The 24,954-nt window shown below is 69.8% G+C and carries 22 protein-coding genes and 2 pseudogenes; 15 read left to right on the forward strand and 9 right to left on the reverse strand.

Translation table 11 applies throughout. The features are described 5' to 3' along the window. Positions 1 to 30: 30 nt before the first annotated feature. Positions 31 to 999, forward strand: coding sequence for a magnesium/cobalt transporter CorA (gene corA, locus AXZ95_RS12670; RefSeq protein WP_018192442.1), 969 nt, complete (start codon positions 31 to 33; stop codon positions 997 to 999). A gap of 7 nt (positions 1,000 to 1,006) precedes the next feature. Here the strand turns inward: corA and AXZ95_RS12675 are convergent, their stop codons facing one another. Next, positions 1,007 to 1,687, reverse strand: coding sequence for a TetR/AcrR family transcriptional regulator C-terminal domain-containing protein (locus tag AXZ95_RS12675; RefSeq protein ID WP_043742622.1), 681 nt, complete (start codon positions 1,685 to 1,687; stop codon positions 1,007 to 1,009). Between the two features lie 83 nt (positions 1,688 to 1,770). Between AXZ95_RS12675 and AXZ95_RS12680 the strand changes: the two genes are divergently transcribed. From AXZ95_RS12680 to AXZ95_RS12690, 3 genes are all read left to right on the forward strand, one after another. Continuing rightward, positions 1,771 to 3,393, forward strand: coding sequence for an amidohydrolase (locus tag AXZ95_RS12680; protein WP_018192440.1), 1,623 nt, complete (start codon positions 1,771 to 1,773; stop codon positions 3,391 to 3,393). Positions 3,394 to 3,439: 46 nt separating this feature from the next. Then, positions 3,440 to 4,831, forward strand: coding sequence for an APC family permease (locus AXZ95_RS12685; RefSeq protein ID WP_018192439.1), 1,392 nt, complete (start codon positions 3,440 to 3,442; stop codon positions 4,829 to 4,831). 64 nt (positions 4,832 to 4,895) lie between these two features. Then, positions 4,896 to 6,032, forward strand: coding sequence for a methyltransferase (locus tag AXZ95_RS12690; RefSeq protein WP_018192438.1), 1,137 nt, complete (start codon positions 4,896 to 4,898; stop codon positions 6,030 to 6,032). Between the two features lie 9 nt (positions 6,033 to 6,041). Here the strand turns inward: AXZ95_RS12690 and AXZ95_RS12695 are convergent, their stop codons facing one another. Continuing rightward, on the reverse strand, positions 6,042 to 6,941 hold the full coding sequence (locus tag AXZ95_RS12695) for a glycerophosphodiester phosphodiesterase family protein (protein ID WP_026307313.1): 900 nt from the start codon (positions 6,939 to 6,941) through the stop codon (positions 6,042 to 6,044). 258 nt (positions 6,942 to 7,199) lie between these two features. On the opposite strand from AXZ95_RS12695, the gene AXZ95_RS12700 reads away from it, so the two are divergent. Beyond that, positions 7,200 to 8,723 (forward strand): APC family permease, encoded by a 1,524-nt coding sequence (locus AXZ95_RS12700; RefSeq protein ID WP_018192437.1) that lies wholly within the window; start codon positions 7,200 to 7,202, stop codon positions 8,721 to 8,723. An 85-nt stretch (positions 8,724 to 8,808) separates the two neighbouring features. Here AXZ95_RS12700 and AXZ95_RS12705 read toward each other — a convergent pair whose 3' ends face one another. Both AXZ95_RS12705 and AXZ95_RS12710 read right to left on the reverse strand, forming a co-directional pair. After that, entirely contained in the window at positions 8,809 to 9,750 is a 942-nt protein-coding gene (locus AXZ95_RS12705; RefSeq protein ID WP_018192436.1) for a hypothetical protein, read from the reverse strand. After that, positions 9,747 to 10,376, reverse strand: a complete 630-nt coding sequence (locus tag AXZ95_RS12710) for a MerR family transcriptional regulator (protein ID WP_018192435.1) — start codon at positions 10,374 to 10,376, stop codon at positions 9,747 to 9,749. Before AXZ95_RS12710 ends, AXZ95_RS12705 begins: the two co-directional genes overlap by 4 nt. A gap of 89 nt (positions 10,377 to 10,465) precedes the next feature. On the opposite strand from AXZ95_RS12710, the pseudogene AXZ95_RS12715 reads away from it, so the two are divergent. Beyond that, positions 10,466 to 11,046: pseudogene (locus AXZ95_RS12715) on the forward strand (dihydrofolate reductase family protein). A 31-nt stretch (positions 11,047 to 11,077) separates the two neighbouring features. On the opposite strand, the gene AXZ95_RS12720 reads toward AXZ95_RS12715, so the two are convergent. Together AXZ95_RS12720 and AXZ95_RS12725 are read right to left on the reverse strand one after the other, a co-directional pair. Further along, positions 11,078 to 11,422 (reverse strand): hypothetical protein, encoded by a 345-nt coding sequence (locus AXZ95_RS12720; RefSeq protein WP_018192434.1) that lies wholly within the window; start codon positions 11,420 to 11,422, stop codon positions 11,078 to 11,080. A gap of 9 nt (positions 11,423 to 11,431) precedes the next feature. Beyond that, positions 11,432 to 12,205 (reverse strand): HNH endonuclease family protein, encoded by a 774-nt coding sequence (locus AXZ95_RS12725; protein WP_231374499.1) that lies wholly within the window; start codon positions 12,203 to 12,205, stop codon positions 11,432 to 11,434. 88 nt (positions 12,206 to 12,293) lie between these two features. Here AXZ95_RS12725 and AXZ95_RS12730 point away from each other — a divergent pair, with 88 nt between their 5' ends. The 3 genes from AXZ95_RS12730 (at position 12,294) to AXZ95_RS12740 (ending at position 15,918) form a co-directional block, all read left to right on the forward strand. Next, positions 12,294 to 12,554 (forward strand): hypothetical protein, encoded by a 261-nt coding sequence (locus AXZ95_RS12730; protein WP_018192432.1) that lies wholly within the window; start codon positions 12,294 to 12,296, stop codon positions 12,552 to 12,554. Positions 12,555 to 12,632: 78 nt separating this feature from the next. Beyond that, positions 12,633 to 14,786, forward strand: a complete 2,154-nt coding sequence (locus AXZ95_RS12735; RefSeq protein ID WP_018192431.1) for an AAA family ATPase — start codon at positions 12,633 to 12,635, stop codon at positions 14,784 to 14,786. A gap of 67 nt (positions 14,787 to 14,853) precedes the next feature. After that, positions 14,854 to 15,918, forward strand: coding sequence for a zinc-dependent alcohol dehydrogenase family protein (locus AXZ95_RS12740; protein WP_018192430.1), 1,065 nt, complete (start codon positions 14,854 to 14,856; stop codon positions 15,916 to 15,918). A gap of 81 nt (positions 15,919 to 15,999) precedes the next feature. Here AXZ95_RS12740 and AXZ95_RS12745 read toward each other — a convergent pair whose 3' ends face one another. After that, positions 16,000 to 16,590 (reverse strand): nitroreductase family protein, encoded by a 591-nt coding sequence (locus AXZ95_RS12745; protein WP_018192429.1) that lies wholly within the window; start codon positions 16,588 to 16,590, stop codon positions 16,000 to 16,002. A 169-nt stretch (positions 16,591 to 16,759) separates the two neighbouring features. Here AXZ95_RS12745 and AXZ95_RS12750 point away from each other — a divergent pair, with 169 nt between their 5' ends. The 5 genes and pseudogenes from AXZ95_RS12750 to galU form a co-directional block, all read left to right on the forward strand. Continuing rightward, a complete protein-coding gene (locus AXZ95_RS12750; protein WP_018192428.1) occupies positions 16,760 to 17,161 on the forward strand; it encodes a hypothetical protein in 402 nt (133 codons plus the stop codon). A gap of 441 nt (positions 17,162 to 17,602) precedes the next feature. Further along, positions 17,603 to 19,135 (forward strand): glycosyltransferase family 2 protein, encoded by a 1,533-nt coding sequence (locus AXZ95_RS12755; protein ID WP_018192427.1) that lies wholly within the window; start codon positions 17,603 to 17,605, stop codon positions 19,133 to 19,135. After that, positions 19,128 to 20,615 carry a glycosyl hydrolase gene (locus tag AXZ95_RS12760; RefSeq protein ID WP_018192426.1) on the forward strand — a complete coding sequence of 496 codons (1,488 nt, stop codon included), beginning with the start codon at positions 19,128 to 19,130 and terminating at the stop codon, positions 20,613 to 20,615. The genes AXZ95_RS12755 and AXZ95_RS12760 overlap by 8 nt, the downstream gene beginning before the upstream one ends. Positions 20,616 to 20,636: 21 nt before the next feature. Further along, on the forward strand, positions 20,637 to 22,037 hold the full coding sequence (locus AXZ95_RS12765; protein WP_018192425.1) for a UDP-glucose/GDP-mannose dehydrogenase family protein: 1,401 nt from the start codon (positions 20,637 to 20,639) through the stop codon (positions 22,035 to 22,037). A 107-nt stretch (positions 22,038 to 22,144) separates the two neighbouring features. Continuing rightward, positions 22,145 to 23,023, forward strand: a pseudogene (gene galU, locus AXZ95_RS12770) (UTP--glucose-1-phosphate uridylyltransferase GalU); the annotation flags it as partial. 252 nt (positions 23,024 to 23,275) lie between these two features. On the opposite strand, the gene AXZ95_RS12775 reads toward galU, so the two are convergent. Further along, positions 23,276 to 23,608, reverse strand: a complete 333-nt coding sequence (locus AXZ95_RS12775; protein WP_043742615.1) for a hypothetical protein — start codon at positions 23,606 to 23,608, stop codon at positions 23,276 to 23,278. 37 nt (positions 23,609 to 23,645) lie between these two features. Between AXZ95_RS12775 and AXZ95_RS12780 the strand changes: the two genes are divergently transcribed. Then, a complete protein-coding gene (locus AXZ95_RS12780; protein ID WP_018192422.1) occupies positions 23,646 to 24,380 on the forward strand; it encodes a GNAT family N-acetyltransferase in 735 nt (244 codons plus the stop codon). 79 nt (positions 24,381 to 24,459) lie between these two features. On the opposite strand, the gene AXZ95_RS12785 is transcribed toward AXZ95_RS12780, so the two are convergent. Continuing rightward, positions 24,460 to 24,885: a hypothetical protein gene (locus tag AXZ95_RS12785; RefSeq protein WP_018192421.1), complete on the reverse strand. Its 426-nt coding sequence runs from the start codon at positions 24,883 to 24,885 to the stop codon at positions 24,460 to 24,462. Positions 24,886 to 24,954 lie beyond the last annotated feature (69 nt).

Below are 24,954 nucleotides of genomic sequence, written 5' to 3' on the forward strand. Positions count from 1 at the left end.
GGGCGTACGGTTGCTCAAGAAGGAGGCGCGATGATCGTCGACAACGCCGTGTACGTGGACGGCGTCCGCACCGAACCGCCGTCGCTCGAGGAGACCAGCGAGACGGTGCGCGACCGCGGAGGCTTCGCCTGGATCGGGCTGTACCGGCCCAGCGAAAGCGAGCTGTCCGCCGTGGCGAAGGAGTTCGACCTGCCGGCGCTCGCCGTCGAGGACGCCCTCTCCGGTCACCAGCGCGCCAAGATCGAGAAGTACAGCGACATGCTCTTCGTCGTCCTGCGGCCGGCGAGCTACGTGGACGAGACGGAGAAGGTCGAGTTCGGCGAGGTGCACGTCTTCCTCGGCGACGACTTCGTCATCACCGTCCGGCACTTTGAGACCCCCGATCTGGCGCGGGTACGCAAACGGCTCGAGGGGGACGCCGCGCTGCTGGCGCACGGTCCGATCGCGGCGCTGTACGGCATCCTCGACGAGATCGTGGACGAGTACGCGCCCGTCGTCGCGGGCCTCGAGGACGACATCGACGAGATCGAGGACCAGCTGTTCTCGGGCGACCGCGGTGTGACACGGCGCATCTACGAGCTGTCGACCGAGGTGATGCATTTCCAGCGCGCGGTCGACCCGCTGAAGGATGTGCTGCGCAGCCTGCGCGAGGGCCTGATCGCCCACGAGGCGGACGAGGGCCTGCGGGATAGGTTCCGCGACGTCGAGGACCACGTGATCCGCGTCACCGAACGCGCGGACGGCTTCCGTCAGATCCTGCAGAACGCGCTCACCGTGCACACGGCGCTCGTGGGCCGACAGCAGAACGACGAGGTGAAGAAGATCTCCGGCTGGGCGGCGATCCTGTTCGCCCCGACCCTCGTCGGCACGATCTACGGCATGAACTTCCGCGTCATGCCGGAACTGCACTGGGCCTTCGGCTACCCGTTCGCGCTCCTGCTGATGCTCGGGATGGGCGTCGGCCTGTACGTCGTCTTCAAGCGGAAGGGCTGGATCTAGCCCCGCGTCATCCCACCGGCATGCGCACGCGTTCGTAGCGCACACGCAGGCCGTCGAGCAGGGCGGTGAGCCCGATCTCGAACGCCGCGTCCGCGGGCGCCGTCGCGCCGAGCGCCCGGTCGCGCGCCGCGTAGGCCGAGCCGAACGACGGAACCTGGTCCTCCGCTCCGGACGGGTCGAACATGTCGGCGGGTGCGATCGCGTCGAGCGCCGAGCCCAGGATGAACGATTCGACCGCGACGATCGTCGGCAGCACCTCGGGTTCCGGCCACCCGGCGCGCACCATCGCCTGGACGACCGTGTCGTACATGTGCATCGTGCGCAGCGCGCCGGTCAGCGGCAGGGTGGCGAGGAGGGCGATCGTCGGGGGATGCGTCGCGAAGGCGAGGCGATACGAGTGCGCCCAGTCGAGCATCGCGGCATCCCACGGCAGGGTCGCGAACGCGCTGACGTCGATGCGGTCGGAGATGAGCTCCCGGACGCCGGCGATGACGTCCTCCTTACCGTCGACGTGGTTGTACAGGGCGCTGGGCCGCACGCGGAGGGCCTGCGCGAGCCGCGCCATCGTGAAGCCCTCAGCGCCCGATTCGTCGAGCAGGCGGAGGGCGGCCTCGGCGATGAGATCGCGGGTCAGCACCGTCGTCTTCGGGCGCCCCACCCGACGCGCCGGGCGATCGATCTCGGCCATGCTCTTCCCCTCCGGCTCGATCACACCCTAGTATCTGACGAAATAAAAGAACGCCGTTCATTTTTCTGTAACACGGAGGCTGTATGAGCACGACCGTCTTCACCGGTGGCACCATCCTGAGCAGCTATCGCTCCGACGCCGTCGAGCACGCCACGGTCGCGGTGGAGGACGGTCGGATCATCGCCATCGACGCGGAGGCCCGCGGCCTGAGCGCCACGGCGGACGAGACGGTCGACCTGCTCGGCGGTGTGCTCGCTCCCGCCTTCGGCGACGGTCACGCGCATCCCCTGCAAGGTGGGCTGGAGAAGCTCGGCCCCCAGGTGCGGAGCTGCACATCGGTCGAGGAGATCGTCGCGTGCGTCAAAGCGTGGGCGGACGCGCATCCCGAGCAGGAGTGGATCTACGGCGGAAGCTACGACGCGACCCTGGCGCCCGACGGGATGTTCGACGCGCGCTGGCTGGACGCCGCCATCCCCGACCGCCCGGTCGTGCTGCGGGCGTGGGACTACCACACGGTGTGGGTGAACTCGGAGGCGCTTCGGCGGGCCGGGATCGACGCGAGCACGCCCGAGCCGGCGCTGGGCCGCATCCCGCGCCGGTCCGATGGATCTCCGCTCGGCATCCTGCAGGAGCCCGGAGCGGTCGACCTCCTGATCCCGGCCGAGCCCGGGCGGACGCACGACGAGCGTGTCGAGGCCCTGCGACTGGCGACCGCCGAGTACGCGGAGCTCGGGATCGCGTGGGTGCAGGATGCCTGGGTCGAGCCGGCCGAGGTGGAGGCGTACCTCGAGGCGTCCACGCGAGGTCTGCTGTCGACGCGGGTGAATCTGGCCCTCCGCGCCGACCCCGTGCGCTGGCGCGACCAGGTACCCGAGTTCGTCGAGTCGCGCCGCCGCGTCGAGGAGCTCGGCGATCCGCTGCTGACCGCAGCCACCGTGAAAGTGTTCGTGGACGGCGTCATCGAGAACCACACGGCGGCCATGCTCGCCGACTACACCGATACCCCGGGCGACCGCGGACTCCCCAACTGGGATGCGGCCGAGCTCACCGCGGCGGCCGTCACCTTCGACAAGCTCGGCTTCCAGCTGCACCTGCACGCGATCGGCGACGCCGCGACGCGCACCGCCCTCGACGTCTTCGAGGCGGTCGAGAGCACCAACGGCGCGCGCGACCGCCGTCCGGTGATCGCGCACGTCCAGGTCGTCGACCCGGTCGACCTGCCCCGCTTCGAGCGCCTCGGCGTCATCGCCAACTTCGAGCCGCTCTGGGCGCAGCTCGATCCGATGATGCTCGACCTGACCATCCCGCGCCTCGGCCCCGAGCGCGAACGACTGCAGTACCCCATCCGCACCCTGCTCGAGTCGGCGAGCGTCTCCTTCGGGAGCGACTGGCCGGTCAGCAGCGCCGACTGGCGCCCCGGCGTCGCGACGGCGGTGACCCGCCAGACCGAGCAGCGGGTTCCGGAGGCCGGATGGACCCCTGCCGAGCGCATCCCGCTCACCGACGCGCTGGAGGCCTACTCCTCCGGCGTCGCCCGCCAGGCCTTCGCGCAGCGTGCGCGCAGCGAGCTGCGTCCGGGGTCGTCCCCGGACCTGGTCTGGCTCGACACCGACCCGCGCCACGTGGACCCGCACGACCTGCGATCCGTCCGCGTACTCGGAACCTGGGTCGCCGGCGTCCGCCGCGCGACCACCGTACGGAGCTGATACCCACCCCCGATTGCACCACTCCATCCCAGAGAGGCAGCACCACATGACCACGACCGACCTGCCGCCGCAGCCGCGGCTCAAGAGGGCGCTCGGCCCGACAGCCCTCGTGCTGTTCGGCCTCACCTACCTCGCCCCTGTCACCGTCTTCACGACCTACGGCATCGTGACCCAGTCGACCGACAACCACCTGCCGTCCGCCTACGTCGTCGCGCTGGTCGCGATGCTGTTCACGGCACTCAGCTACGGCGCGATGGCGCGTGCGTTCCCGGTGTCCGGTTCGGCGTACACGTACACCCAGCAGACATTCGGCGGCCACATCGGCTTCCTGACCGGGTGGACGCTGATGCTCGACTACCTCTTCCTGCCGATGATCAACTTCCTGCTGATCGGGCTGTACCTCAACACCCAGTTCCCGGACATCCCGGGCTGGGTGTTCGCCCTGGCGTCGCTGCTGCTCGTGCTGCTCTTCAACGTGCTCGGAATCACCCTGGTCAACCGGCTCAACGTGGCGATCGTGGCCCTGTCGGTGCTTCTCGTCGTCGTGTTCGCGGTGCTCGCCATCAAGGAGCTGCTCACCAACCCGTCGTCCGAGACGCCGAGCCTGATCGAGCCGTTCCTGCCCGGGAAGGGCGGCCTGGGGCCGATCTTCGCGGGCGCCGCCGTGCTCGCCCTGTCGTTCCTCGGCTTCGACGCGGTCTCGACCCTGTCGGAGGAGGCGAAGAACCCGAAGCGCGACATCCCGCGCGCCATCCTTCTGACCACTCTCATCGGCGGCGCGATCTTCATCGTCGTCTCCTGGCTCGGCGCCCTGGTGTACCCGGACTGGCGCGACTTCGCCCAGGTCGACTCGGCCGGCGTCGACCTGATGGCCAAGGTGGGCGGCACGTTCCTGACGTCGTTCTTCGTCGCCGTCTATGTGGTCGGCGCGTTCGGATCGGGGATGACGACCCAGGTCAGCGTCTCGCGCATCATCTACTCGATGGGCCGGGATGGCGTGCTCCCGCGCATCTTCGGCACCCTCCATTCACGGTTCCGCACCCCGTGGGTGGCGGCGCTCGCGGTCTCCGTCGTGTCGCTGCTGGCCCTCGTGCTGACGCTCGATCAAGCCGCGACGATGATCTCGTTCGGTGCGCTGGCGGCCTTCTCGATGGTCAACCTCTCGGTGATCAAGCACCACCTCTTCCCGAAGGGCGGCCGCACCGCGCCCTCGGCCGGGGAGTGGGTGCGCTACGGCGTGCTGCCCGCGATCGGTTTCGTCCTCACCGTCTGGCTGTGGACGTCGCTCACGGCCACCACGTTCATCGTCGGGCTCTCGTGGATGCTCGTCGGCGTCGTCTATCTCGCCGTGTTGACCCGCGGGTTCCGTCGCAAGCCTCCGATGATGGACTTCTCGGAGAAGGAGGAACTGGAGGAGGAGGCCGCGCGGGCCTCCTGAGCTCCCGGCCACCGCATCCCTGCGGATGTCACCCCCTCCGGTCGCCTCTGATTGACTGGAGGGCGTGACCTCCGCAGCCTCCGACTTCCCATACGACCGCCTCCGGCGGCGTCCGGACGTCGAGGCGCCGAACCTGTTCGCCGCGGACGCCGCCGACCGCCTCCTGGCCGACATCGCCGGCGATGCGCTGCAGCAACCGGGTCTGGTGGTGATCGGCGACGGCTACGGAGCGCTGACCCTCGCGGCCGCCGCCCGTGGTGCGCGCGACATCCGCGTGCACCAGGACGCCCTGACCGGCGAGCGCGCCCTCGACGCGAACGCCGCCGAGCTGGGACTCACCGGCACGTACGAGCACCGGCCGCTCGACGAGACGCTCGTGCGCGGTGCGCGCACCGTCCTGCTCCGACTGCCCCGCAGCCTGGACGCCCTGCAGGAGATCGCGACACTGATCGCGGAGCACGCGAGGGCCGATGTCGTCGTCTACGCGGGCGGGATGCTGAAGCACATGACGACGGCGATGAACGACGTGGTCGGCGAGGTCTTCGGCTCGGTGGAGGCGTCCCTCGCACGGCAGAAGGCGCGCGTGCTGACCGTGCGCGCCCCCCATCCCGCCGCCGCCACCGTGCTCGACCGCTGGCCGGAGCGCGCCCGCGACACCGCCACCGGGCTGTGGGTGTGCGCGCACGGCGCGGCGTTCGCGGGGACGTCCATCGACATCGGAACGCGCTTCCTGCTCGGCGTTCTCGATGCGGCCGTCCCGGAGGCGCGCACGGCGATCGACCTCGGCTGCGGGACGGGCGTGATCGCGTCGGCGCTCGCCGTGGCGCGTCCCGGCCTCCGCGTCATCGCCACCGACCAGTCGGCGGCCGCGGTCGCGTCGGCCGCTGCGACCGCGACGGCCAACGGCGTCGCGGAGCGGGTCACCGTCGTCCGGGATGACGGGCTGTCGTCGCAGCCCGACGCGTCCGCGGACCTCGTGGTGCTGAATCCGCCGTTCCACATCGGGGGAGCCGTCCACACGGGGATCGCGCAGCGGCTCTTCGCCGACGCCGGCCGGGTGCTGTCCCCGGGCGGGGAGTTATGGACGGTGTGGAACTCGCACCTCGGCTACCGCGCGGCGATCGAGCGTGCGGTCGGCCCGACGCGGCAGATCGCCCGCAACCCGAAGTTCACGGTCACCGCGTCGCGCAAGCCGGCCTGACGGAACGACTCAGCTGCGCAGGACCTCGCGCACGCCGGAGACGACCATCCCGCCGGCGCCCAACCCGAGAGCTTTGTCGGCGGCCGCACGCGACGGGACGATGTGCGCGAGCACCGGCTTGCCGCTCCCGATGAAGGTCCGCCAGGCATCCTCGCCGCCGTTGTAGTCGAGCCCGAGCCAGCTCCAGCGCTCGGCGGTGGAGGCGAACAGCTGCGGGTCGGAGGCGAGTTCCGCCCCGTAGTAATACCCCCAGGTGCGGAAACCGCGGCCGCGCGCATCCACGGGCCACTCGCGTGCGGTGCAGTAGCCCTTGGCGACGAACGTGTTGGTCGGGTGGTCGACCGTCGCCATGAGCGCGAACAGCTCGCCGAAGTGCTCGACGGGGACCACCTTCGGGTCGACGAAGATCGTGTGCGTCGCGGCGTAAGCGGCGATGAGCTCCTCGAATCGGAGATACGGCTGGGCAGGCTGGCGTGGATCGTTCGTCTCGGCGGCCGAGATGCGGTGCTGCCGGACCTCCTTCCAGGTGTGCTCCGCCGCGACGAATCCCGAGGTGCCGGAGGTGCGGTCGAGCGTCTCGTCGTGCAGCCCGAACCAGACGCCGTCCGACGTGCGGGCCAGCGAGATCTCCAGGGCGTTGACTCCGGCCGCCACCGAGTTCCGGTACGCCTCCATCGACATCTCCGGCCAGTCGAGGGAGCCGCCGCGGTGGGCGACGGTGAAGCCCTTCCGGTCGGTGAGGCGGTCGACCAGGAGGCCGTCCTCCGCTCCGCGGAAGATCCGCGGCACGACATACGCACCGCCCGCGACGGCCGCCGCGCCGAGGATGCCGCCGGCGACCCCGCCGATGAGGGCTCGCCGCGAGATGCGTCGGGCAGGCGGGGCGGCGGTCTCCTCGTCGTCGGGCATGCGCAACCCTAGGCATCCCGGTCGTCCCCGATCAAGCGACCCGCTCGGGGGTGGAGCGTGGCGTCCGGCATGCGTGGCAACCCGTTCCGTTGCGGATATGGATATTCACAACGTTTTCAGGGCGCAATCAGCAAATCGGCAACCGAATCCGTCGTCATTCGCTTGTCCTTCGGGCCGGATGTTGCTAACGTCCCCCTGTCGCACACCGACGTCGCGCCCCCGCCCGTCGACCCGCGACCCTCGAAGCCAGGGAGAGCAATGACGCAGACCAGTTCCCGGCCGGATGCCTCGCACGAAGGCGGCGCCGACCAGCACCGGGGAGACCACCACGGCCTAGCGGCCGATGGCGTGAGCGCCGCCGGGTCCATCGTGATGGCCGTCGCGGGCAGCGCACCCGCCTACTCGATCGCGGCCACCACCGCGACGCTCGTGGGAGCAGCCGCGCTCGGCGCGCCCGCCGCGCTCCTGTGGTGCGGCATCCCGATGCTCGGCATCGCCTGGGCGTTCCTGTACCTCGGACGGCTCGACGTGAACGCCGGCGCCGCCTACTCGTGGGTCGCGCGGGCGCTCCACCCCATCCTCGGCTTCCTCTCGGGCTGGGCGCTGGTCATCTCGGCGACGATCTTCATGGTCGCAGGCGCCCTGCCCGCCGGGGCCATGACGGTCACGCTGTTCGCTCCGGAGCAGGCCGAGAACGTTCCGCTCATCACCGGTGTCGGCGCGCTCTGGTTCCTCGTCATGGCGGCGTGCGTGCTGTTCGGCGTGCACGTCACCGCGCGGGCGCAGTGGATCATGTCGGTCATCGAGGTCGGCATCCTCGTGCTCTTCGCCGTGCTGATGATCGTGCGGGCGGCGACGTCCGCCCACGCCGGGCCGTCGTTCTCGTGGGATTGGCTGGGCTTCCAGCACCTCACCGGCCAGGGCGTCTTCGTGTCGGCCGCGCTGGTCGCGGCGTTCTACTTCTGGGGCTGGGATGTGTCCGCCAACCTCAACGAGGAGACGAAGGACGGCCACAAGAACGCCGGGTCGGCGGGCATCATCGGCGTCATCATCGTCTTCCTGCTGTTCGAGATCTTCACGATCGCGACGCTGGTGATCCTGCCGCAGAAGACGATCGAGGAGCACAGCGCCAACGTGCTGTCCGTGCTCGGCGACGCCGTGTGGCCCGGCATCGGCGGAAAGGTGCTGGTGATCGCCGTCGCGCTGTCGACCATCGCGACGCTGGAGACCACGCTCATCCAGGTCACCCGGACGCTGTTCTCGATGGGACGCGACAACACCATCCCGAAGGTCTTCGGCCGCATCCACCCGAAGTGGCGCACGCCGGCCTTCGCGACGCTCGTCGTCGTCGGAGTGTCGATCGTGCTGTTCGTCGGATCGAACTTCGTCGGCAATGTCGGCGAGATCATGAACAACGCCATCCTGTCCATCGGCATCCAGATCGCGTTCTACTACACGCTCGCCGGGGTGGCCGTGGTGGTCGCCTACCGGAAGGTGCTGCTGAAGTCGGTGAAGAACTTCCTCCTCATCGGGCTCTGGCCGGCGGCCGGTGCGGTGTTCATGGGGGTGATGTTCGTGATGGGGATCATGCAGAACTTCCAGGACGACGCGATCGTCGTCAACATCCTCGGGCTCGGGCTGATCGTCCTCGGCGTCGTGCCGATCGCGCTCTTCTACCGCAAGGCGCGCGGCTACTACACGCGCCGCCCGCTCGAGCTCCCCGACGAGCTCGACGCCGCCGCCCCCGCGAACGTCGACGACCGCGACCCCGCCGCTCGCTGACCCGTCCCGCCCCCCGTCGAGTACGCACAAATTGCACGTCCCCGGAGCCGGGAGCGTGCAATTTGTGCGTACTCGACGGTGGGGGTTAGGCGGGGGCGACGGTGGGGGACGGGAGGGGACGCGGGCGGAAGGTGAGGATGGCGGCGGCGGCCAGAAGTGCCGCGAGGGTGATCGTCCAGCCGGCGGCGAGGAAGACGCCGTCGGGGCGGACGATCGACTGGCCCGCGAGCGCTTGCACGGTGACGAGCGCGAGCACGGCCCCGTAGGCCGCGGTCGCCACGACGACGAGGCGCGTGCGCACCCGGTCGTCGGCCAGCGGGCGCCAGCGCCGGCCCAGCCAGCCGAGCAGCACCGCGAGCAGCGGCAGCAGCTGCAGGGCGTGCATCCCGATGAAGTGCGGGATGCGGAGGTCGCCGCCGACGGTGCTCCACCCCAGCACCGGGAGACCCGGTCCGCCGTCGGCGAGACCGACCGTGTGGGCGCCGGCGATGCCGCGGAAGTCGGCCAGCTGCGCCGCCGTCGGCCCGGTCATCAGGTAGGCGAGCCCCATCCCGGCCAGCGCGATCACGGCGCCCGCGCGCACGGCGAGGGTCGTCGACCGGGTGCTCAGCCGCAGGAAGAACACGGCGATCGTCGTGAGGAAGGTGCACACGTAGAGCGTGGTGATCGAGATCGCCATGACGCCCCAGACCGCGCTCGCGAGCGGGGACGAGACGTTGAAGTGGCTGGTCGTCCCCGCGGCCGCGGCACCGATGATCAGCACCTGCTCGACGATGAGGGCGACGGCGACGACGGTCCCCGCGGCGTGGGCGATCCGGTGCCATTTCGGCAGGTGGGCGATGAGCCACGCCCAGGTCACGCTGTACAGCAGGATGGACAGGGAGAACTTGAGCGGCTTGGCCCACGCCTCCATCCCGGTGATCTGACGCGGGTCGACCAGCAGCCCGACCAGGCAGACGATCGTGCTGACGATCATCAGGGCGGCGACCGTCATCAACGGACGATGCCAGGCGAAGACGGTCTTCATGAGCTTCTTCTTCTTTCTTCGGTGACGACGGCCTGAGCCATGCGTCGCAGTCCGAGCGAGAGGGTGTCGCCGAGCACGGTGCCGATCACCATGAGCTCGGTCATGCGCGACGGGTCGGGCAGGGTGGCGACCGCGCCCAGGTCGGCTTCGGCGTGGATGCGCGCGGCGGCGGCGTAGCGGTCGAGATAGTCGTCCGGGAGGGGGAACCCCGAACCGGCGAACGCGTCGATCACGCGCGCGGCGATCTCGCGGCCGATGTTGTCGTCGCAGTCCGTCCATCCAGCGCGGGCGGCCGCTGCATCCACTCGCGCCAGTGCCTCGGGTGTCGGTTCGGCGACGTCCGAGACGGCGGAGCGCGAGAGCGCCTGCTGGGCGACGTCGAACGTGTGGGCGATGGGGGCGCCCGGCTCATCCAGTGCGTTCAGGATGGTCTTGACGGAGGCGATGGACAGCTTGCCCACCTCGAGCATGGCGCGGATCAGCCGCAGCCGACGCTCGTGCTCCTCGCTGTAGATGGTGCGGTTGCCGCCCACGCGTTCGCCCGCGGGCAGCAGCCCTTCCCGCACGTAGTACTTGATCGTGGCGGCGGGAGTCGAGGAGCGTTCGGCGAGTTCGGTGATCAGCACGCGCTGATAGTAACACTACCGGTAGCATCACTACCAGTGCTTTATCTGCTCGACCGCTAGCGTAAGGGCAGCGAAAGAGGAGGGGCATCGTGGGCAAGACCGTGCTGTACGCATCCGTGTCGGTTGACGGCTTCATCGCCGACGACGGCGACCAGCCCGGTCCGCTGTTCGACTGGCTGCTCGGCGGCGACGTGCCGCTGGACGACAGCGGCGTGCTGAAGGTGTCGCAGGCCTCGTACGACTACGTCCGGCCCTACTGGGATGAGATCGGGGTGACGATCGTCGGCCGCCACGTCTTCGACATGACCGACGGGTGGGACGGGACGCCCCGGGCGGCGTCGAGCACGTCGTCGTCGTGACCCACCGGGGCAGGCCGGAGGGCTGGTTCCCCGACGCTCCGTTCACGTTCGTCGACGGCATCGAGGCCGCGATGCGCACTGCTCAGGAGCTCGCGGGCGACCGCGTGGTCGAGGTCGCAGCGGGAGATGTCGGCGGCCAGGCGCTCGCCGCGGGTCTGATCGACGAGGTCCGGATGGATGTGGCACCTGTCGTGCTCGGCGCCGGGAAGCGCTTCTTCGGGTCCGTCGCAGCGCAGCACCTCCTCGAGGGGCCGGAGGAGATCGTCCAGGGGGACGGCGTGCTCCACCTGCGCTACCGCGTACGCCAGTGACGCTGCGCTGACCCGGAGCCGGACGCCCCCGTCACGCCTCGTCGTGCTTGCGGCGCGACGGCGAGTCGAGCAGGGACAGGACGAAGAGCAGCGCCAGCAGGGCGAAGATGCTGAGTGCCGCGATGAGGTCGCTCCAGGTGAAGGGGATGAGCGCCCCGTCGATCGAGAGGACGAACACCGTCTCGACGACCCCGAACGCGACGAAGAACAGCCCGAGCAGCACGCGGGTCGTCCGGACGTTGTGGCCGCGGCGGTGCACCTCCACGCGCCGCAGTTCCACCATCAGGGTCAGCAGCAGGAGCGGCAGCACCTGGGCCAGGGTCGCGGCCGTCTGGCTGTCCATCAGCACCACGCGCAGGTCGGCCGGATCCACCATGGCGACAGGCTACCGCTCCGTGGGTGTCGCGGCGCCGGGCTGAGGCACCATCACGGGCGCGCATCCCGCCAGGATGCGGTCGATCGCGTCGTGCTCGGCGGGCGCGACCCACAGGTGGTACCGCGCCTTGACGGCGACCTGCGCCGCCACGTACTCGCATCGGTACGGCTTCACCGGCGGCAGCCAGGTGGCGGCATCCCCGTCGGATTTCTTCGCGTTCGTCGGGCCGTCGACGGCGACGAGGTTCAGCGGGTCGTTCGCGAACTGCCGGCGTTGCTCGAACGTGAGCTGCTGCGCGCCGGTCTGCCAGGCGTTCGCGAGCGGGACGCGGTGGTCGATCTGCACCTCGGCCGAGGTCGCGACGCCGCGGCGGAAGCTGATCGTCTTCCCGGTGTACGGGTCGTGGAGGGTGCCGGAGGTGACCTTGCAGGGGCCGTCCCGGACGATGTCGGTCAGGTCGCGGGCGAGGATGAGGTCCCGCGTCGAGCAGGCCTGCCCGGGCAGATCCCACGCCGGCCCGAAGTCGCCGACCCGGTCGTAGCCCGTCTTCGGCGCCTTTCCCTTGACCGGGAGCGTGGCCAGCAGGGTTCGGGCGTCGATCGAGCCGGCCGGTGCCGCCGACGCTGGCACGGTCGCCGGCGAAGACGCAGGCGGAGTCGCGACCGTGCTCGCCGGCTCCGCGGCGCTCACGACGACCGAGCATCCGGCCAGGAGCAACGCGGCGACCACAAGCGCGGCGGCGGACAGCCTCCGCCTCGTCCGTTCCTGATCCGTCTGGCGCACGAGATGCGATCCTATGCGCCGCCTCCGACACCGGACGGAGGCACGCCAGGGGCGGACGCGAAGCCTTTGCCGTGCCAGAATGCGCGGCATGGATGCCGAACCAGCAGAGGACCGCGCGGTCATCGAGGAGCGCTACCGGCACTACCTCGACCGCTGCAACGAGCACCGCTTCGGCGAGTTGGATGCGTTCGTCGCGCCGGACGTTCACGTCAACGGCGTGCGCGTCGGCATCCACGTGTACGGCGGGGGGCTGGCCGGCGGACTCATCGCGGAGGCCTGGGGAGACCTCGACCGGTGGCGCCTGGACGCGGCCCCGGATGCCGGTGAACCGACGAAAACAGCCTCCTGAACCGGAATATCCCCTCGCCAATCAAAGTTGAGCCTAGTAGACTCAAGTTTGCCCACAGAGAAATGGGAAAGGAACCACATGGCGAACATGCAGGGTGCGCCCTCCACGCAGGAGGAGGCGAAGAGCGCTCTCGAACAGTACGGCGTGAACCTCACGGAGATCGCCAAGAGCGGCAAGCTCGACCCGGTCATCGGGCGGGATGCCGAGATCCGTCGTGTCAGCCAGGTGCTGACCCGGCGCACCAAGAACAACCCCGTGCTCATCGGCGAGCCCGGCGTCGGAAAGACCGCGGTCGTCGAAGGCCTCGCCCAGCGCATCGTCGCGGGGGACGTGGCCGACTCCCTGAAGGGGAAGCAGCTGGTCGCGCTCGACCTGTCCGCGCTCGTCGCCGGCGCGATGTACCGCGGCCAGTTCGAGGAGCGGCTGAAGGCCGTCCTCAAGGAGATCAACGACGCCGAGGGCCAGATCATCACCTTCGTCGACGAGCTGCACATCCTGATGGGTGCCGGCGGTGGCGAGGGGTCGGTCGCGGCCTCCAACATGCTGAAGCCGATGCTCGCCCGCGGTGAGCTGCGCCTGATCGGCGCGACCACGCTCAACGAGTACCGCGAGTTCATCGAGAAGGATGCGGCCCTCGAGCGCCGTTTCCAGCAGGTCTACGTCGGCGAGCCGTCCGTGGAGGACACGGTCGCGATCCTCCGCGGTCTGAAGGGCCGCTACGAAGCCCACCATGGGGTGACCATCGAGGACTCCGCGCTCGTCGCCGCGGCATCCCTCTCGAACCGGTACATCACCGCCCGGCAGCTGCCGGACAAGGCGATCGACCTGATCGACGAGGCCGCTTCCCGGCTGAAGATGGAGATCGACTCGGCCCCGGTCGAGATCGACACCCTGCAGCGCCAGGTCGAGCGCATGAAGCTGGAGGAGTTCGCCCTCAAGAAGGAGAAGGACGACGCCAGCAAGGAGCGCCTCGCGCAGCTCCGTGAGCGCCTCCACCAGCAGGAGGACCAGCTGGAGGAGCTGCAGGCGCGGTGGCGCGCCGAGAAGGCGTCGCTCAACCGCGTCGGCGAGCTGCGGTCGCAGCTGGAGGAGGCCAAGACCCGGCGTGACGTCGCGCTACGCGACGGCCGGTACCAGGAGGCGTCGCGGATCGAGTACGAGACCATCCCGGGCATCGAGCGAGAGCTGGCGGAGGCCGAGCAGGCCGAGCACGAGCACCCGCGCATGGTGAACGAGCAGGTCACGGCCGACGACATCGCCGCCGTGGTGGCGGCGTGGACCGGCATCCCCGTCGACCGCCTCACCCAGGGCGAGACCGAGAAGCTGCTCAACCTTGAGCACGAGCTGGGCCGCCGCATCATCGGCCAGAAGAAGGCCGTCCAGGCGGTGGCGGATGCGGTCCGCCGCACCCGGGCCGGCATCTCCGACCCGGGTCGCCCGACCGGCTCCTTCCTGTTCTTCGGGCCGACCGGCGTCGGCAAGACGGAGCTCGCGAAGGCCCTCGCGGCGTTCCTGTTCGACGACGAGAAGGCCATGGTCCGCATCGACATGAGCGAGTACGGCGAGAAGTTCTCCGTCTCGCGCCTCGTCGGTGCGCCTCCCGGGTACGTCGGCTACGAGCAGGGGGGTCAGCTGACCGAGGCTGTTCGTCGCCGTCCGTATTCGGTGATCCTGCTCGACGAGGTCGAGAAGGCGCACCCGGAGGTCTTCGACGTGCTCCTGCAGGTGCTCGACGACGGCCGGCTGACCGACGGCCAGGGCCGCACGGTCGACTTCCGCAACACCATCCTGGTGCTCACCTCGAACCTCGGCAGCCAATTCCTCGTCGACCCGACGCTGACCCCGACCGAGCGCGAGGAGGCGGTGCTGCAGATGGTGAGGCAGGCGTTCAAGCCGGAGTTCGTCAACCGTCTCGACGACATCGTTGTCTTCTCCGCGCTCACGCAGGAGGAGCTGGGCGAGATCGTCGAGCTGGGCATCGACCACTTGATGCAGCGCCTCACGGAGCGACGGCTGGAGCTGGCGGTCACCCCGGATGCGCGGGCGTGGCTGGCCGAGCGCGGGTACGACCCGATCTACGGTGCCCGCCCGCTCCGCCGGCTGATGCAGCGCGAGATCGAGGACCGTCTCGCCACCGCTCTGCTCGCCGGCGAGATCCGTGACGGCGACCTGGTCCGGGTCGACCTGGACCGCGAGGCCGACCACCTGACGGTCGCCGCCGTCCGCGAGTAGTCCGCACGACGAAGGGCCCCCACCCGATCCGACGATCGGGTGGGGGCCCTTCGCGTAGGCTCGAAGCATGCGTGCTGCTGTCATCCACGGAGAGCGCGATGTGCGCCTCGAAGACGTCCCCACTCCCACCCTCTACACAGGCTCCGGGTCCGACGGCCTCGACGCCGTGGTCCGCGTCGTCGCCGCGTGCGTCTGCGGCAGCGACCTGTGGCCGTACCGGGGCGTGACCCCGACCGACGAGCCGCGGCGGATCGGCCACGAGTTCGTCGGTGTGGTGGAGCAGGTGGGCGAGAACGTCCGCACCATCCGGCCCGGCGACTTCGTCATCGCCCCGTTCTACGACTGCGACATGACGTGCGTGAACTGCCGCAACGGCGTCAGCACGTCGTGCCTGCACGGCGGCTGGTGGGGTTCGCAGGACCGCATCGGCGGCTTCGCCGACGGCGGCCAGGGCGAGTACGTGCGCGTTCCGCACGCCGACGGCTCCCTCGTCGCGACCCCGGAGTACCCGCGCGCCGAGCTCATCCCGAGCCTGCTGACGCTGTCGGATGTGATGGGCACCGGCCACCACGCCGCGGTCTCCGCCGCGGTCACCGAGGGGAGCACGGTCGTCGTGGTCGGCGACGGCGCAGTCGGACTGTGCGCTGTGCTGGCCTCTGCCCGGCTGGGGGCGTCGCGGATCGTGGCCATGTCGCGGCACGAGACGCGCCAGGCGCTCGCCCGCGAGTTCGGCGCGACGGACATCGTCGCCGAGCGCGGCGACGCCGGTGTCGCCGCCGTGAAGGAGCTGTTCGACGGGATCGGGGCGGACTGCGTGCTCGAGGCCGTCGGAACCAAGGAGTCGATGGATCAGGCCATCCGCTCGGCCCGCCCCGGCGGCATGGTCGGCTACGTCGGCGTGCCCAACGGCGGCCCAGAGCTGCCGGTCCGCCCGCTGTTCCAGAGCAACATCGGCGTCAACGGCGGGGTCGCGCCCGTGCGGAACTACGTGGAGGACCTGCTGCAGGACGTCTGGTCGGGCGCCATCGAGCCGGGTCGCGTGTTCGACCTCGAGGTGCCGCTGACCGACATCGCCGAGGCGTATGCGGCGATGGACGAGCGCCGCGCCATCAAGACGCTCGTGCGGCCGTAAGGGTCGACGCAGACAGAACGGCGCCCGCCGGGGGATGAACACATCCCGGCGGGCGCCGTGTCGTTCGCGGTCCGGAGCGGATCAGCCGTGCACTTCGGCGATCTCGTCGAGCGGCCGGCGGGTGCGCGGCGCGGCCTCGCGCGTCCGCAGCGGCTCAGGCAGCGTCTCGGCGTCGCCGAGCACTCCCAGTGCGGTGACGGAGACCGGCACGAAGCGCTCGCCGAGCTGGAAGGCCTCACGCAGTGCGTCGGCGTCGAATCCGCCCATCTGGTGCGCGTGGAGCCCGTCGTGGTGCGCCTGGATCGTCAGGTGCGCGACGGCCTGACCGAGGTCGTAGGTCGCCCACCGGCGCTCCTTGCCCTCCTCGTCGACGACCTCGGCGGCCGCGACGATCAGGACGGAAGCGGATCCGGCCCACACGGTGTTGAAGCCGGCCAGGTTGGCGACGATCGTGTCGAAGGCCTCGGTGCCGCGCCGGGCGACGATGAAGCGCCACGGCTGCGTGTTCGCGGCCGACGGCGACCAGCGCGCCGCCTCGAGGGCGGAGCGCAGCGTGATGTCGTCGATCCCGATCGACGGGTCGAAGGCACGAGGGCTCCAGCGCTCGGCGAGCGCGGGCAGCAGCGGGGCGGACGTCTCGGCGACGCGCGCAGTGGCTTCGGCGATGGACATGGAACTCCTCCGGGGTGTAGGTACGGGGTCTACCGGCTCCATTGCCTGGCTATACGCATGTAAACGCATCGGATTCGAGGAAATTCCCGCTGTCTATCCGCGACGACGCAGCGCACGCGATGCTGTGCTCGACCGCAGGTTGGGTGGTCCAGATCGAGAGGTGGATGCGATGTCCGAGGTGCAAGTCCGTTCCGGATGGGTGGGTTGGGCGCTGTTCGCAGCGGTGCTCCTGCTCATCGCCGCGATCCTCGATGTGTTCTACGGGATCGTCGCGCTGCTCGGCCCCTCGACCGGCTATTTCGTGTCGTCGTCGGGCATCCAGACGTTCAGTCTCACGGCGTGGGGCTGGTGGTCGATCGTGCTCGGTCTGCTGATGCTGATCGCCGGCCTGTCCCTGATGCGCGGTGCCCTGTGGGCCCGCATCTTCGCGGTGTTCGTCGCGGCGCTGCACGCCATCGGGCAGCTGATCGCGTTCCCGGCCCAGCCGTGGTGGTCGATCGCGATGGTGACCGTCGACCTCCTCATCATCTACGCGGTGACGGTCCACGGCAGGGAGCTGCGGCGCGACTGACCCGGGGGAGACAGGGGGGGAACGCCCGTCGGCACACAGGTGCCGACGGGCGTTCCGTGTGAACGGCACATGTCGCACGTGTAAAAGTTCGTAACATTCAGAGTGCCCCCCAACGCCCCTCCTCCGGGGTACAAGATTCGAGCATCCCGGGCGTGCCGCGCTTCACCCTGGGGTGAAGTCGAGTTGCATGCATTTCTGTCCTCTGATCGGCCTCTCTGCCTCGCGCCTCCCGTCGAGACGCGCTCATCCCGCATGCCATTCCGGCTGTCCGCGTGTCTGCGGACACCACCCCGAGGGGGACGGCGCGACACGCTGAGGATGCCCGTTCCACCCCCACTTGCGGGGGCGCTCCCACGCCCCGTAGAACTGACCTCACCCGAACCCGACCAGATCCCCAGTGCTGTGGATGCCACCCCCACCCCACCGTGAGAGGTCCCGTCCGTGTTCATCTTCCTGTTGCAGCTCCGCCACATGCTGGGCGGGCATCCCGAGTTCTACCTCTTCGCGATCTACTCGGCACTGATCTGGGTCATCTGGATCGTCAAAGTGCTCATGTCCCGCCGCTACCGCGCCTACACCGGCGAGTTCCACGGGACGACCAGCGTGGTCGTCCCGGTCGTGGACGAGCCGCTCGACCTGTTCCGCGACGTCCTCGGCCGCATGGTCGAGCAGAAGCCCGGCGAGATCATCGTCGTCATCAACGGCGCCCCCAACCCCGAGCTCGCCGAGGTGTGCGAGGAGTTCGCGCCGCTGGTGCGCTGGGTCCACACGCCCATCCCGGGCAAGCGCAACGCCGTCATGATCGGCACCAAGATGTCGACCGGCGAGATCACGGTCCTCGTCGACTCCGACACGATCTGGACCGAGGGAACGCTGGCGGAGCTGGTCAAGCCGTTCGCGGACGACCGCGTCGGCGGCGTGACCACGAAGCAGCGCATCCTGGAGCCCACCCGCAGCTGGATCACCCGCTGGGCGGACTGGCTGGAGAACTCGCGGGCCCTCTACTCGATGCCCGCGCAGAGCGTCGTCGGCCAGATCGGCTGCCTCCCCGGCCGGACCATCGCCTTCCGCCGCTCGATCCTGATGCGGGTCATGGACAAGTTCATGACCGAGAAGTTCCTCGGCGTCTTCCTCGAGGTCTCCGACGACCGGACGCTGACGAACCTCACGCTGAAGGAGGGCTACCGCACCGTCTACCAGCACACCAGCCTCGTCTACACGGACGCCCCGCTGAAGGTGAAGAAGCTCTTCAAGCAGCAGCTCCGTTGGGCGCGAGGCAGCCAGTACAACACCCTCCGCATGCTGCCGTGGATGCTCGGGCACGCCCCCGTGCTGGCGTTCTTCTTCGTGATGGACATCATCCTTCCGTTCATGCTGGCCGGCGTCATCGGCGGCTGGATCTACCGCTCGATCACCGGCGGCGGCTACAACTTCTACGAGGGCTTCCTGAAGTCCTACGGGATCGAGGGCGGCATCCTCACCGTCGTGGCCCTGATGGTCGCTTCCTCGGTGATCAGCATGTCCATCCGGCAGATCCGCCACCTCTCCGAGAAGCCCAGCGACTTCTTCCGCCTGCCGGTGTTCATCATCGTGTCGACGTTCTTCCTCATGCCGATCCGCCTGATCGGGTTCTTCCGGATGGCGCACGCCAGTGGATGGGGCACCCGCGCCGGTGCTTACGCCGGCGGTCCGGGCGAGATCAGCTCCGAGGAGGAGATCGCGGCGCACGCCACCGCGGGCGCTCCGTCGGGTCATACGCCCGCCGTACTGCCGGACTCCGTCGGCGGCATGACCACCGCGACCGCGCTGGCCACCCGCACGCAGCTCGCGACGCGGGCCGAGGTCAAGGCGGCAGCCACCGCTCCCGCCCCCAAGGCCAAGAAGGCCAGCCGCCGCAAGCTCAACCCGCTCGCCGCCATCCCGTATCTGATCGGAATCGCGATCCTGACCCTGGAGGCTCTCTTCCTTGTCTGACCAGACCGCCCCCGCACGGGCCGCCGCCTGGTGGTCCCAGTCCAAGTCCCGCTCGCAGGCGACCGCCGTGGCCGCCCTCGTGCTCACGGCCGTCCTCGTCGGCATCTCCGCCTACGTCTGGGTCTCGCCGACCGGTGCTCCGCTCCGCAAGGCCGTCGACCAGGCGGCAACGGCCGTGACGCCCTTCGCGGCCCAGAACGCCGAGCTCAAGCGCAACCTCGACAAGGCCACCGAGACGATCGCCTCGCAGAAGGGCAAGCTGACCGCGCTGCAGAAGGCGACGCTGGCGGCCCAGGCCGCTGCAGCCAAGCAGCTCGCCACCGCCCAGCAGAAGGCCGCCGCAGCCGAGAGCCAGCTCGCGAGCGTGAAGGCGCAGCTGTCCGCCGCCCAGGCGAAGGGCACCTCGGGCTCGACGGCGTCGGGCTCCACCGCCTCCGGCCACAGCGGCTCCGGCTCGTCCGGGTCGTCCGGCGGGGACGCCGCCGCGCCGATCACCGCGCCGGCCCGCGCCGACCTGCTCAATCCCGCCAAGCGCTACTACGGCATGTACACCGAGCAGGCTCCGTTCAACTGGGCCACCTTCGACGCCACCAGCTCGAAGGTCGGCGTCTCGCCCAACATGGTCGGCTACTTCAGCGGCTGGGATGAGACCTTCCGTGCCAACGCGGTCACCCGTTCCTGGCAGCAGGGCCGGATGCCGATGATGACGTGGGAGTCGCGTCCCATCGACGCGGGCAACGACACCGTGGATGCGCCGGCGTACTCGCTGCCGAACATCATCCGCGGCGACTTCGACTCGTACCTGCACCAGTACGCCAAGGACATCGTGGCCACCGGACTGCCGCTGGCGATCCGCCTCGACCACGAGATGAACGGCGTCTGGTATCCCTGGTCCGAGACCGACGGCCAGGGCAACTCGATCAACGGCAACAGCGCGGGCGACTACGTGAAGATGTGGCGTCACGTCCACGACGTCTTCCAGCAGGAGGGCGCCAACAATCTGGTCGTCTGGGTCTGGGCGCCGAACATCGTCAACAATCTGCCCGCCACGCACAAGGCGCCCGGCTACCTCGAGTCGCTGTATCCGGGCGACGCGTACGTCGACTGGGTCGGACTCTCCGGCTACCTGCGCCCGCCGTACAAGCCCGACAACGACTTCAGCTTCGACTACACGTTCAAAGCGAGCCTGAACGAGCTGCGCTCCATCACGAGCAAGCCGATCATCCTCGCCGAGGTCGGGGCGTCGGAGACGGAAGGCCACAAGGCCGCCTGGATCACGTCCTTCTTCCAGGCGCTCGCGAAACCGGAGAACGACGACATCATCGGCTTCTCCTGGTTCAACCTCGCTGTGACCAGTTACGTCGAAGGCGTCCGCGCCACCAACGACTGGCGCATCGACTCCCGGGCGGACTCGCTCTCCGCCTTCATCACCGGCCTGACCAGACCTGAGGGCGACTTCGCCCTCACTCCCGCTCCCTGACCACCAGAAAGGACGATCGCCATGACCGCTCCCAAGAAGTCCAAGGACCAGCCCGCTCCCCGCATCAGCGTGATCGGCACCGGCTACCTCGGCGCCACCCACGCGGCCGCCATGGCCGAGCTCGGCTTCGACGTCGTCGGCGTCGACACCGACCCGCGGAAGGTCGAGGAACTGAAGGAGGGACGCGCTCCGTTCTTCGAGCCCGGCCTGCCTGAGCTCATCCGCCGGAACGTCGCCGCAGGGCGCCTCACGTTCACGACCGACCTCGCCGAGGCCGTCGCCGTCTCCGATGTGCACTTCATCTGCGTCGGAACGCCTCAGCAGTCGGGCTCGTTCGCGGCCAACCTCTCCTACGTGGAGGCTGCGGCCCGCGGCATCGCCGAGAACCTCACGCACGATGGGCTCATCGTGGGCAAGTCGACGGTGCCGGTCGGGACGGGCGCGCGGCTCCGCGCGATCATCGCGGACGCCGTGCCCGCAGGGATCGACGTCGAGCTCGTCTGGAATCCCGAGTTCCTGCGCGAAGGCAAGGCGGTGGACGACACCCTCTCGCCCGACCGTCTCGTGTTCGGAGGGACCTCCGCGAAGGCCGAGGCCACCCTCCGCCGCATCTACGAGAAGCCGATCTCCGAGGGCTGCCCGGTCCTCGTGGCCGACCTGCCGACGGCGGAGCTGGTGAAGGTGAGCGCCAACGCGTTCCTCGCCACGAAGATCTCGTTCATCAACGCGATCGCCGAGGTCTGCGACGCAGCCGGGGCGGACGTCTCGCTGCTCGCGGACGCCCTCGGTCATGATGTGCGGATCGGCCGCCAGTTCCTCAACGCCGGCCTCGGCTTCGGCGGCGGGTGCCTGCCGAAGGACATCCGCGCTCTCATGTACCGCTCCAACGAGCTGGGAGCGCACGCCGCGGTCGGCCTGCTGCAGCAGGTGGACGAGATCAACATGGGTCGCCGTCAGCGGGTCATCGACCTGGCGCTGAAGGCGCTCGGGGGTTCGGTGCTCAACCGTCGTATCGGCGTGCTGGGTGCGGCCTTCAAGCCGCACACGGACGACGTGCGCGATTCGCCCGCCCTCAACGTCGCCGCCGCCCTGCACCTCCGCGGTGCGCAGGTCGTCGTCTACGACCCGCAGGCCCGCGAGACCGCCCAGCGGCTCTATCCGACCCTCGGGTATGCCGACTCGATGGACGAGGCGCTCACCGGAGCCGACCTGACGGTCGTGCTGACCGAGTGGGACGAGTTCACGACTGCCGACCCGGCCGCCCTGCGCGAGCTGGTCCGGGGCCGGACGGTCATCGACGGCCGCAACTGCCTCGACGCCGCCGCCTGGAACCGCGCCGGCTGGAGCGTGCTCGCGATGGGCACCGTGCCCGAGCTCGCCCCGCTGGCCGACGACCTCGCCGCCCTCGCCCCCGTCCGCTGACCCGACCTCGCCCCCACCTTTCGTCGAGGTGCACGTTGTTGCGCAGTCGCACGGCGTGTCGGCCACAACAACGTGCACCTCGGCGAGGAAGACAAGGAGAACGACCAATGACCAGTTACGTGACGAAGGCGGTTATTCCGGCGGCGGGATTGGGAACGCGCTTCCTGCCCGCGACCAAGGCCATGCCGAAGGAGATGCTCCCGGTGGTCGACAAGCCGGCCATCCAGTACGTCGTCGAGGAGGCCGTCACCTCGGGCCTCAACGACGTGCTCCTCATCACCGGCCGCAACAAGAACGCGCTCGAGAACCACTTCGACCGCAACGCGGAGCTGGAGGACGCCCTCGAGAAGAAGGGCGACCGCGACAAGCTCCTCAAGGTCAGCTACTCGACCTCCCTCGCCGACATGCACTACGTACGGCAGGGCGACCCGAAGGGCCTCGGTCACGCGGTGCTCCGCGCCAAGATGCACATCGGGCACGAGCCGTTCGCCGTGCTCCTCGGCGACGACATCATCGACGCGCGCGACCCGCTGCTCGCGCGGATGCTCGAAGTGCAGCACGCGCTCAACACGACCGTCGTCGCCCTGATGGAGGTGCCGCCGGAGTCCATCCACCTCTACGGCGCCGCCGCGGTGGTCGAGACGGACGATGACGACGTGGTGCGGATCACCGGCCTCGTCGAGAAACCCAGTCGCGAGAACGCGCCGTCGAACTACGCGGTCATCGGGCGGTACGTCCTGCGGCCCGAGATCTTCGACATCCTGGAGAAGACGGAGCCGGGCAAGGGCGGCGAGATCCAGCTGACGGATGCGCTCGAAGGGCTCGCGACCGCTCCGGCCTGGACGGGCGGCGTGCACGGCGTCATCTTCCGCGGGCGCCGTTACGACACCGGCGACCGGCTCGACTACCTGAAGGCGATCGTGCAGATGGCCGTCGCCCGCGAGGATCTCGGGCCCGAGCTGCTGCCATGGCTCAAGGAGTTCGCCACGAACGCGGGGCCGGCCGAGACCGCGCCGATCCCGACGTTCCCCGCGCTCCCGGTCGCCGTCCCGGCACCCGCGGCCGCCGCAGCCGCGACGCCCAAGCCGCGGGTGAAGACCGCGGCCGCCAAGGTCGCGCCGACGCGCGAACTGGTCCCCGCCCCCGTCGCCTGACGGCCGAGGGCGCCTTCGTACCGGCCCGAGTCGTGACCAGCTGTCACGACTCGGGCCGAGTCGCGACGGGGTGTCGCACTTCGGCTAGTCGAGGCCGAGCCGCTTGAGCGTGTGCTTCTCGCTATGCCCCGGGTCGGTCTCGATCTCGTCGATCGCGATCGGGATGCTGGGCCCGACGGCCAACCAGACGAATCCGTCGCGGTGCAGCAGCGGGACGAGATCCGTCGTCCCGTCGCGAAGCAGGGTGCGGACGCGCTTAAGCAGCGCATAGCCTTCGGACGGCTTGGTCACGTAGGTCTTGCGCCGGTAGTGGATGACGTGGGCGACGGTCTTCGCGCTCAGCCCGGCGATCTCGCTCTCGGTGAGTGGTTCCGCGGCCGGGCTGTCGGCCGGGGTCTCGGTTCGGGTGTCGGTCATGCCGCGCACGGTACGCCGCCTGCGCTAGCGTCGACAGGTGCTCCTGCCTGACGCCGCCTCCCTCGACCGCCTCGCCGACCACGGCTGGCCGGCGCTCGAGCGCGAGCAGGTGGACGGGTGGACGCTGCGCGCCTCCTCCGGCGTCACCAACCGAGCGAACTCGGTGCTGACCTCCGGTCCCGTCGACGACCTCGACTCCGCGGTGGATGCCGCTGAGCGCTGGTACGCGGCGCGCGCTCTCCCTCCGGTGTTCCAGGTGAGCCCGGCCTCGCATCCTTCGCTGACCGATGCACTCGGTCGACGCGGGTATCGCGACCACTCGCCGACCGACATCCTCGTCGCCGACCGTGCCGCCGCCGCGGTGGCCGCGGTCGATCCCGCGGTGCGGATCACCGGTCGTCCGGACGACGCGTGGCTCGGCACCTGGTGGTCCGTCGACGGCCGGGGCGGAGCCGCCGAGCGCGATGTCGCCGCGCGCATCCTCCGCGGCGGACCGGCGCTGTACGCCGCCCACGGCGAACCGGCCGCGCCGGATGCCGTCGCGCGGCTCGCGCTCGTGGGCGAGTGGGGAGGGCTCTACGCAGTCGCGACGCGCCCGGAGGCCCGCCGCCGCGGGCTCGCCCGCGCGCTCGTCCAGACGCTCGCCGTCGCATCCGCCGAGCACGGCGTCAGTGGCCTGTGGCTGCAGGTGCTCGCGGGCAACGCCGCGGCCCACGGCCTGTACGCGTCGCTCGGCTTCCGGCCGGCATCGCACTACTCCTACTGGTCCTGACCCGAAGATTCGGCACGAATGTGCGGTATGGCCGCGGCTACCCGCACATTCGGCACGAATCTGCAGGGGCAGGGAGGCGCTACACCTCCGCCGCGCGCTCCGGGCGGTAGGAGGCCAGGAAGGTCCCGGCGTACAGCGCGGCCGCGACGAGGAAGCCGACGGCCATCACGTACGAAGCCCAGTCGCTGCCGATCGCCATCGTGAGGACACCGGCGAGGAACGTGATCACCATCACGATCAAGCCCCACAGAGCGAGACGTTCGCCGACGCCGGCCGCCCGGGCCGCGAGCAGGACGCGGATGCTCACGACGACGAGCCCGATCGCGATCAGGATGTGCAGGATGACGATGATCGTGTCGACCACACGGACGAAGGTGCTGTCCGGCTCGCCGATCAGGTTGGCCGCCATGCCGAGCAGGTACTGAACGGCGAGGGCCGTCAGTGCCTCGCGGGAGCGGCGGCGGAGGTGCGCGGCGGGAGTCACCGCTGCGGCGGATTCGGACATGAGCGCTCCTCGAGGAGAGACGGTTACGGCGTCGGCGTCATTCTGCTCTTCCCCGGCCCCGCGGCACCA

Source organism: Leifsonia sp. 115AMFTsu3.1, assembly GCF_004362795.1.
Lineage (GTDB): Bacteria > Actinomycetota > Actinomycetes > Actinomycetales > Microbacteriaceae > Leifsonia.

Coding starts and splice junctions, on each gene's coding strand:
- corA (WP_018192442.1), top strand. CDS start 31: ATGATCGTCGACAACGCCGTGTACGTGGACGGCGTCCGCACCGAACCG.
- AXZ95_RS12675 (WP_043742622.1), bottom strand. CDS start 1,687: ATGGCCGAGATCGATCGCCCGGCGCGTCGGGTGGGGCGCCCGAAGACG.
- AXZ95_RS12680 (WP_018192440.1), top strand. CDS start 1,771: ATGAGCACGACCGTCTTCACCGGTGGCACCATCCTGAGCAGCTATCGC.
- AXZ95_RS12685 (WP_018192439.1), top strand. CDS start 3,440: ATGACCACGACCGACCTGCCGCCGCAGCCGCGGCTCAAGAGGGCGCTC.
- AXZ95_RS12695 (WP_026307313.1), bottom strand. CDS start 6,941: ATGCCCGACGACGAGGAGACCGCCGCCCCGCCTGCCCGACGCATCTCG.
- AXZ95_RS12700 (WP_018192437.1), top strand. CDS start 7,200: ATGACGCAGACCAGTTCCCGGCCGGATGCCTCGCACGAAGGCGGCGCC.
- AXZ95_RS12705 (WP_018192436.1), bottom strand. CDS start 9,750: ATGAAGACCGTCTTCGCCTGGCATCGTCCGTTGATGACGGTCGCCGCC.
- AXZ95_RS12720 (WP_018192434.1), bottom strand. CDS start 11,422: ATGGTGGATCCGGCCGACCTGCGCGTGGTGCTGATGGACAGCCAGACG.
- AXZ95_RS12730 (WP_018192432.1), top strand. CDS start 12,294: ATGGATGCCGAACCAGCAGAGGACCGCGCGGTCATCGAGGAGCGCTAC.
- AXZ95_RS12735 (WP_018192431.1), top strand. CDS start 12,633: ATGGCGAACATGCAGGGTGCGCCCTCCACGCAGGAGGAGGCGAAGAGC.
- AXZ95_RS12740 (WP_018192430.1), top strand. CDS start 14,854: ATGCGTGCTGCTGTCATCCACGGAGAGCGCGATGTGCGCCTCGAAGAC.
- AXZ95_RS12745 (WP_018192429.1), bottom strand. CDS start 16,590: ATGTCCATCGCCGAAGCCACTGCGCGCGTCGCCGAGACGTCCGCCCCG.
- AXZ95_RS12750 (WP_018192428.1), top strand. CDS start 16,760: ATGTCCGAGGTGCAAGTCCGTTCCGGATGGGTGGGTTGGGCGCTGTTC.
- AXZ95_RS12765 (WP_018192425.1), top strand. CDS start 20,637: ATGACCGCTCCCAAGAAGTCCAAGGACCAGCCCGCTCCCCGCATCAGC.
- AXZ95_RS12775 (WP_043742615.1), bottom strand. CDS start 23,608: ATGACCGACACCCGAACCGAGACCCCGGCCGACAGCCCGGCCGCGGAA.
- AXZ95_RS12785 (WP_018192421.1), bottom strand. CDS start 24,885: ATGTCCGAATCCGCCGCAGCGGTGACTCCCGCCGCGCACCTCCGCCGC.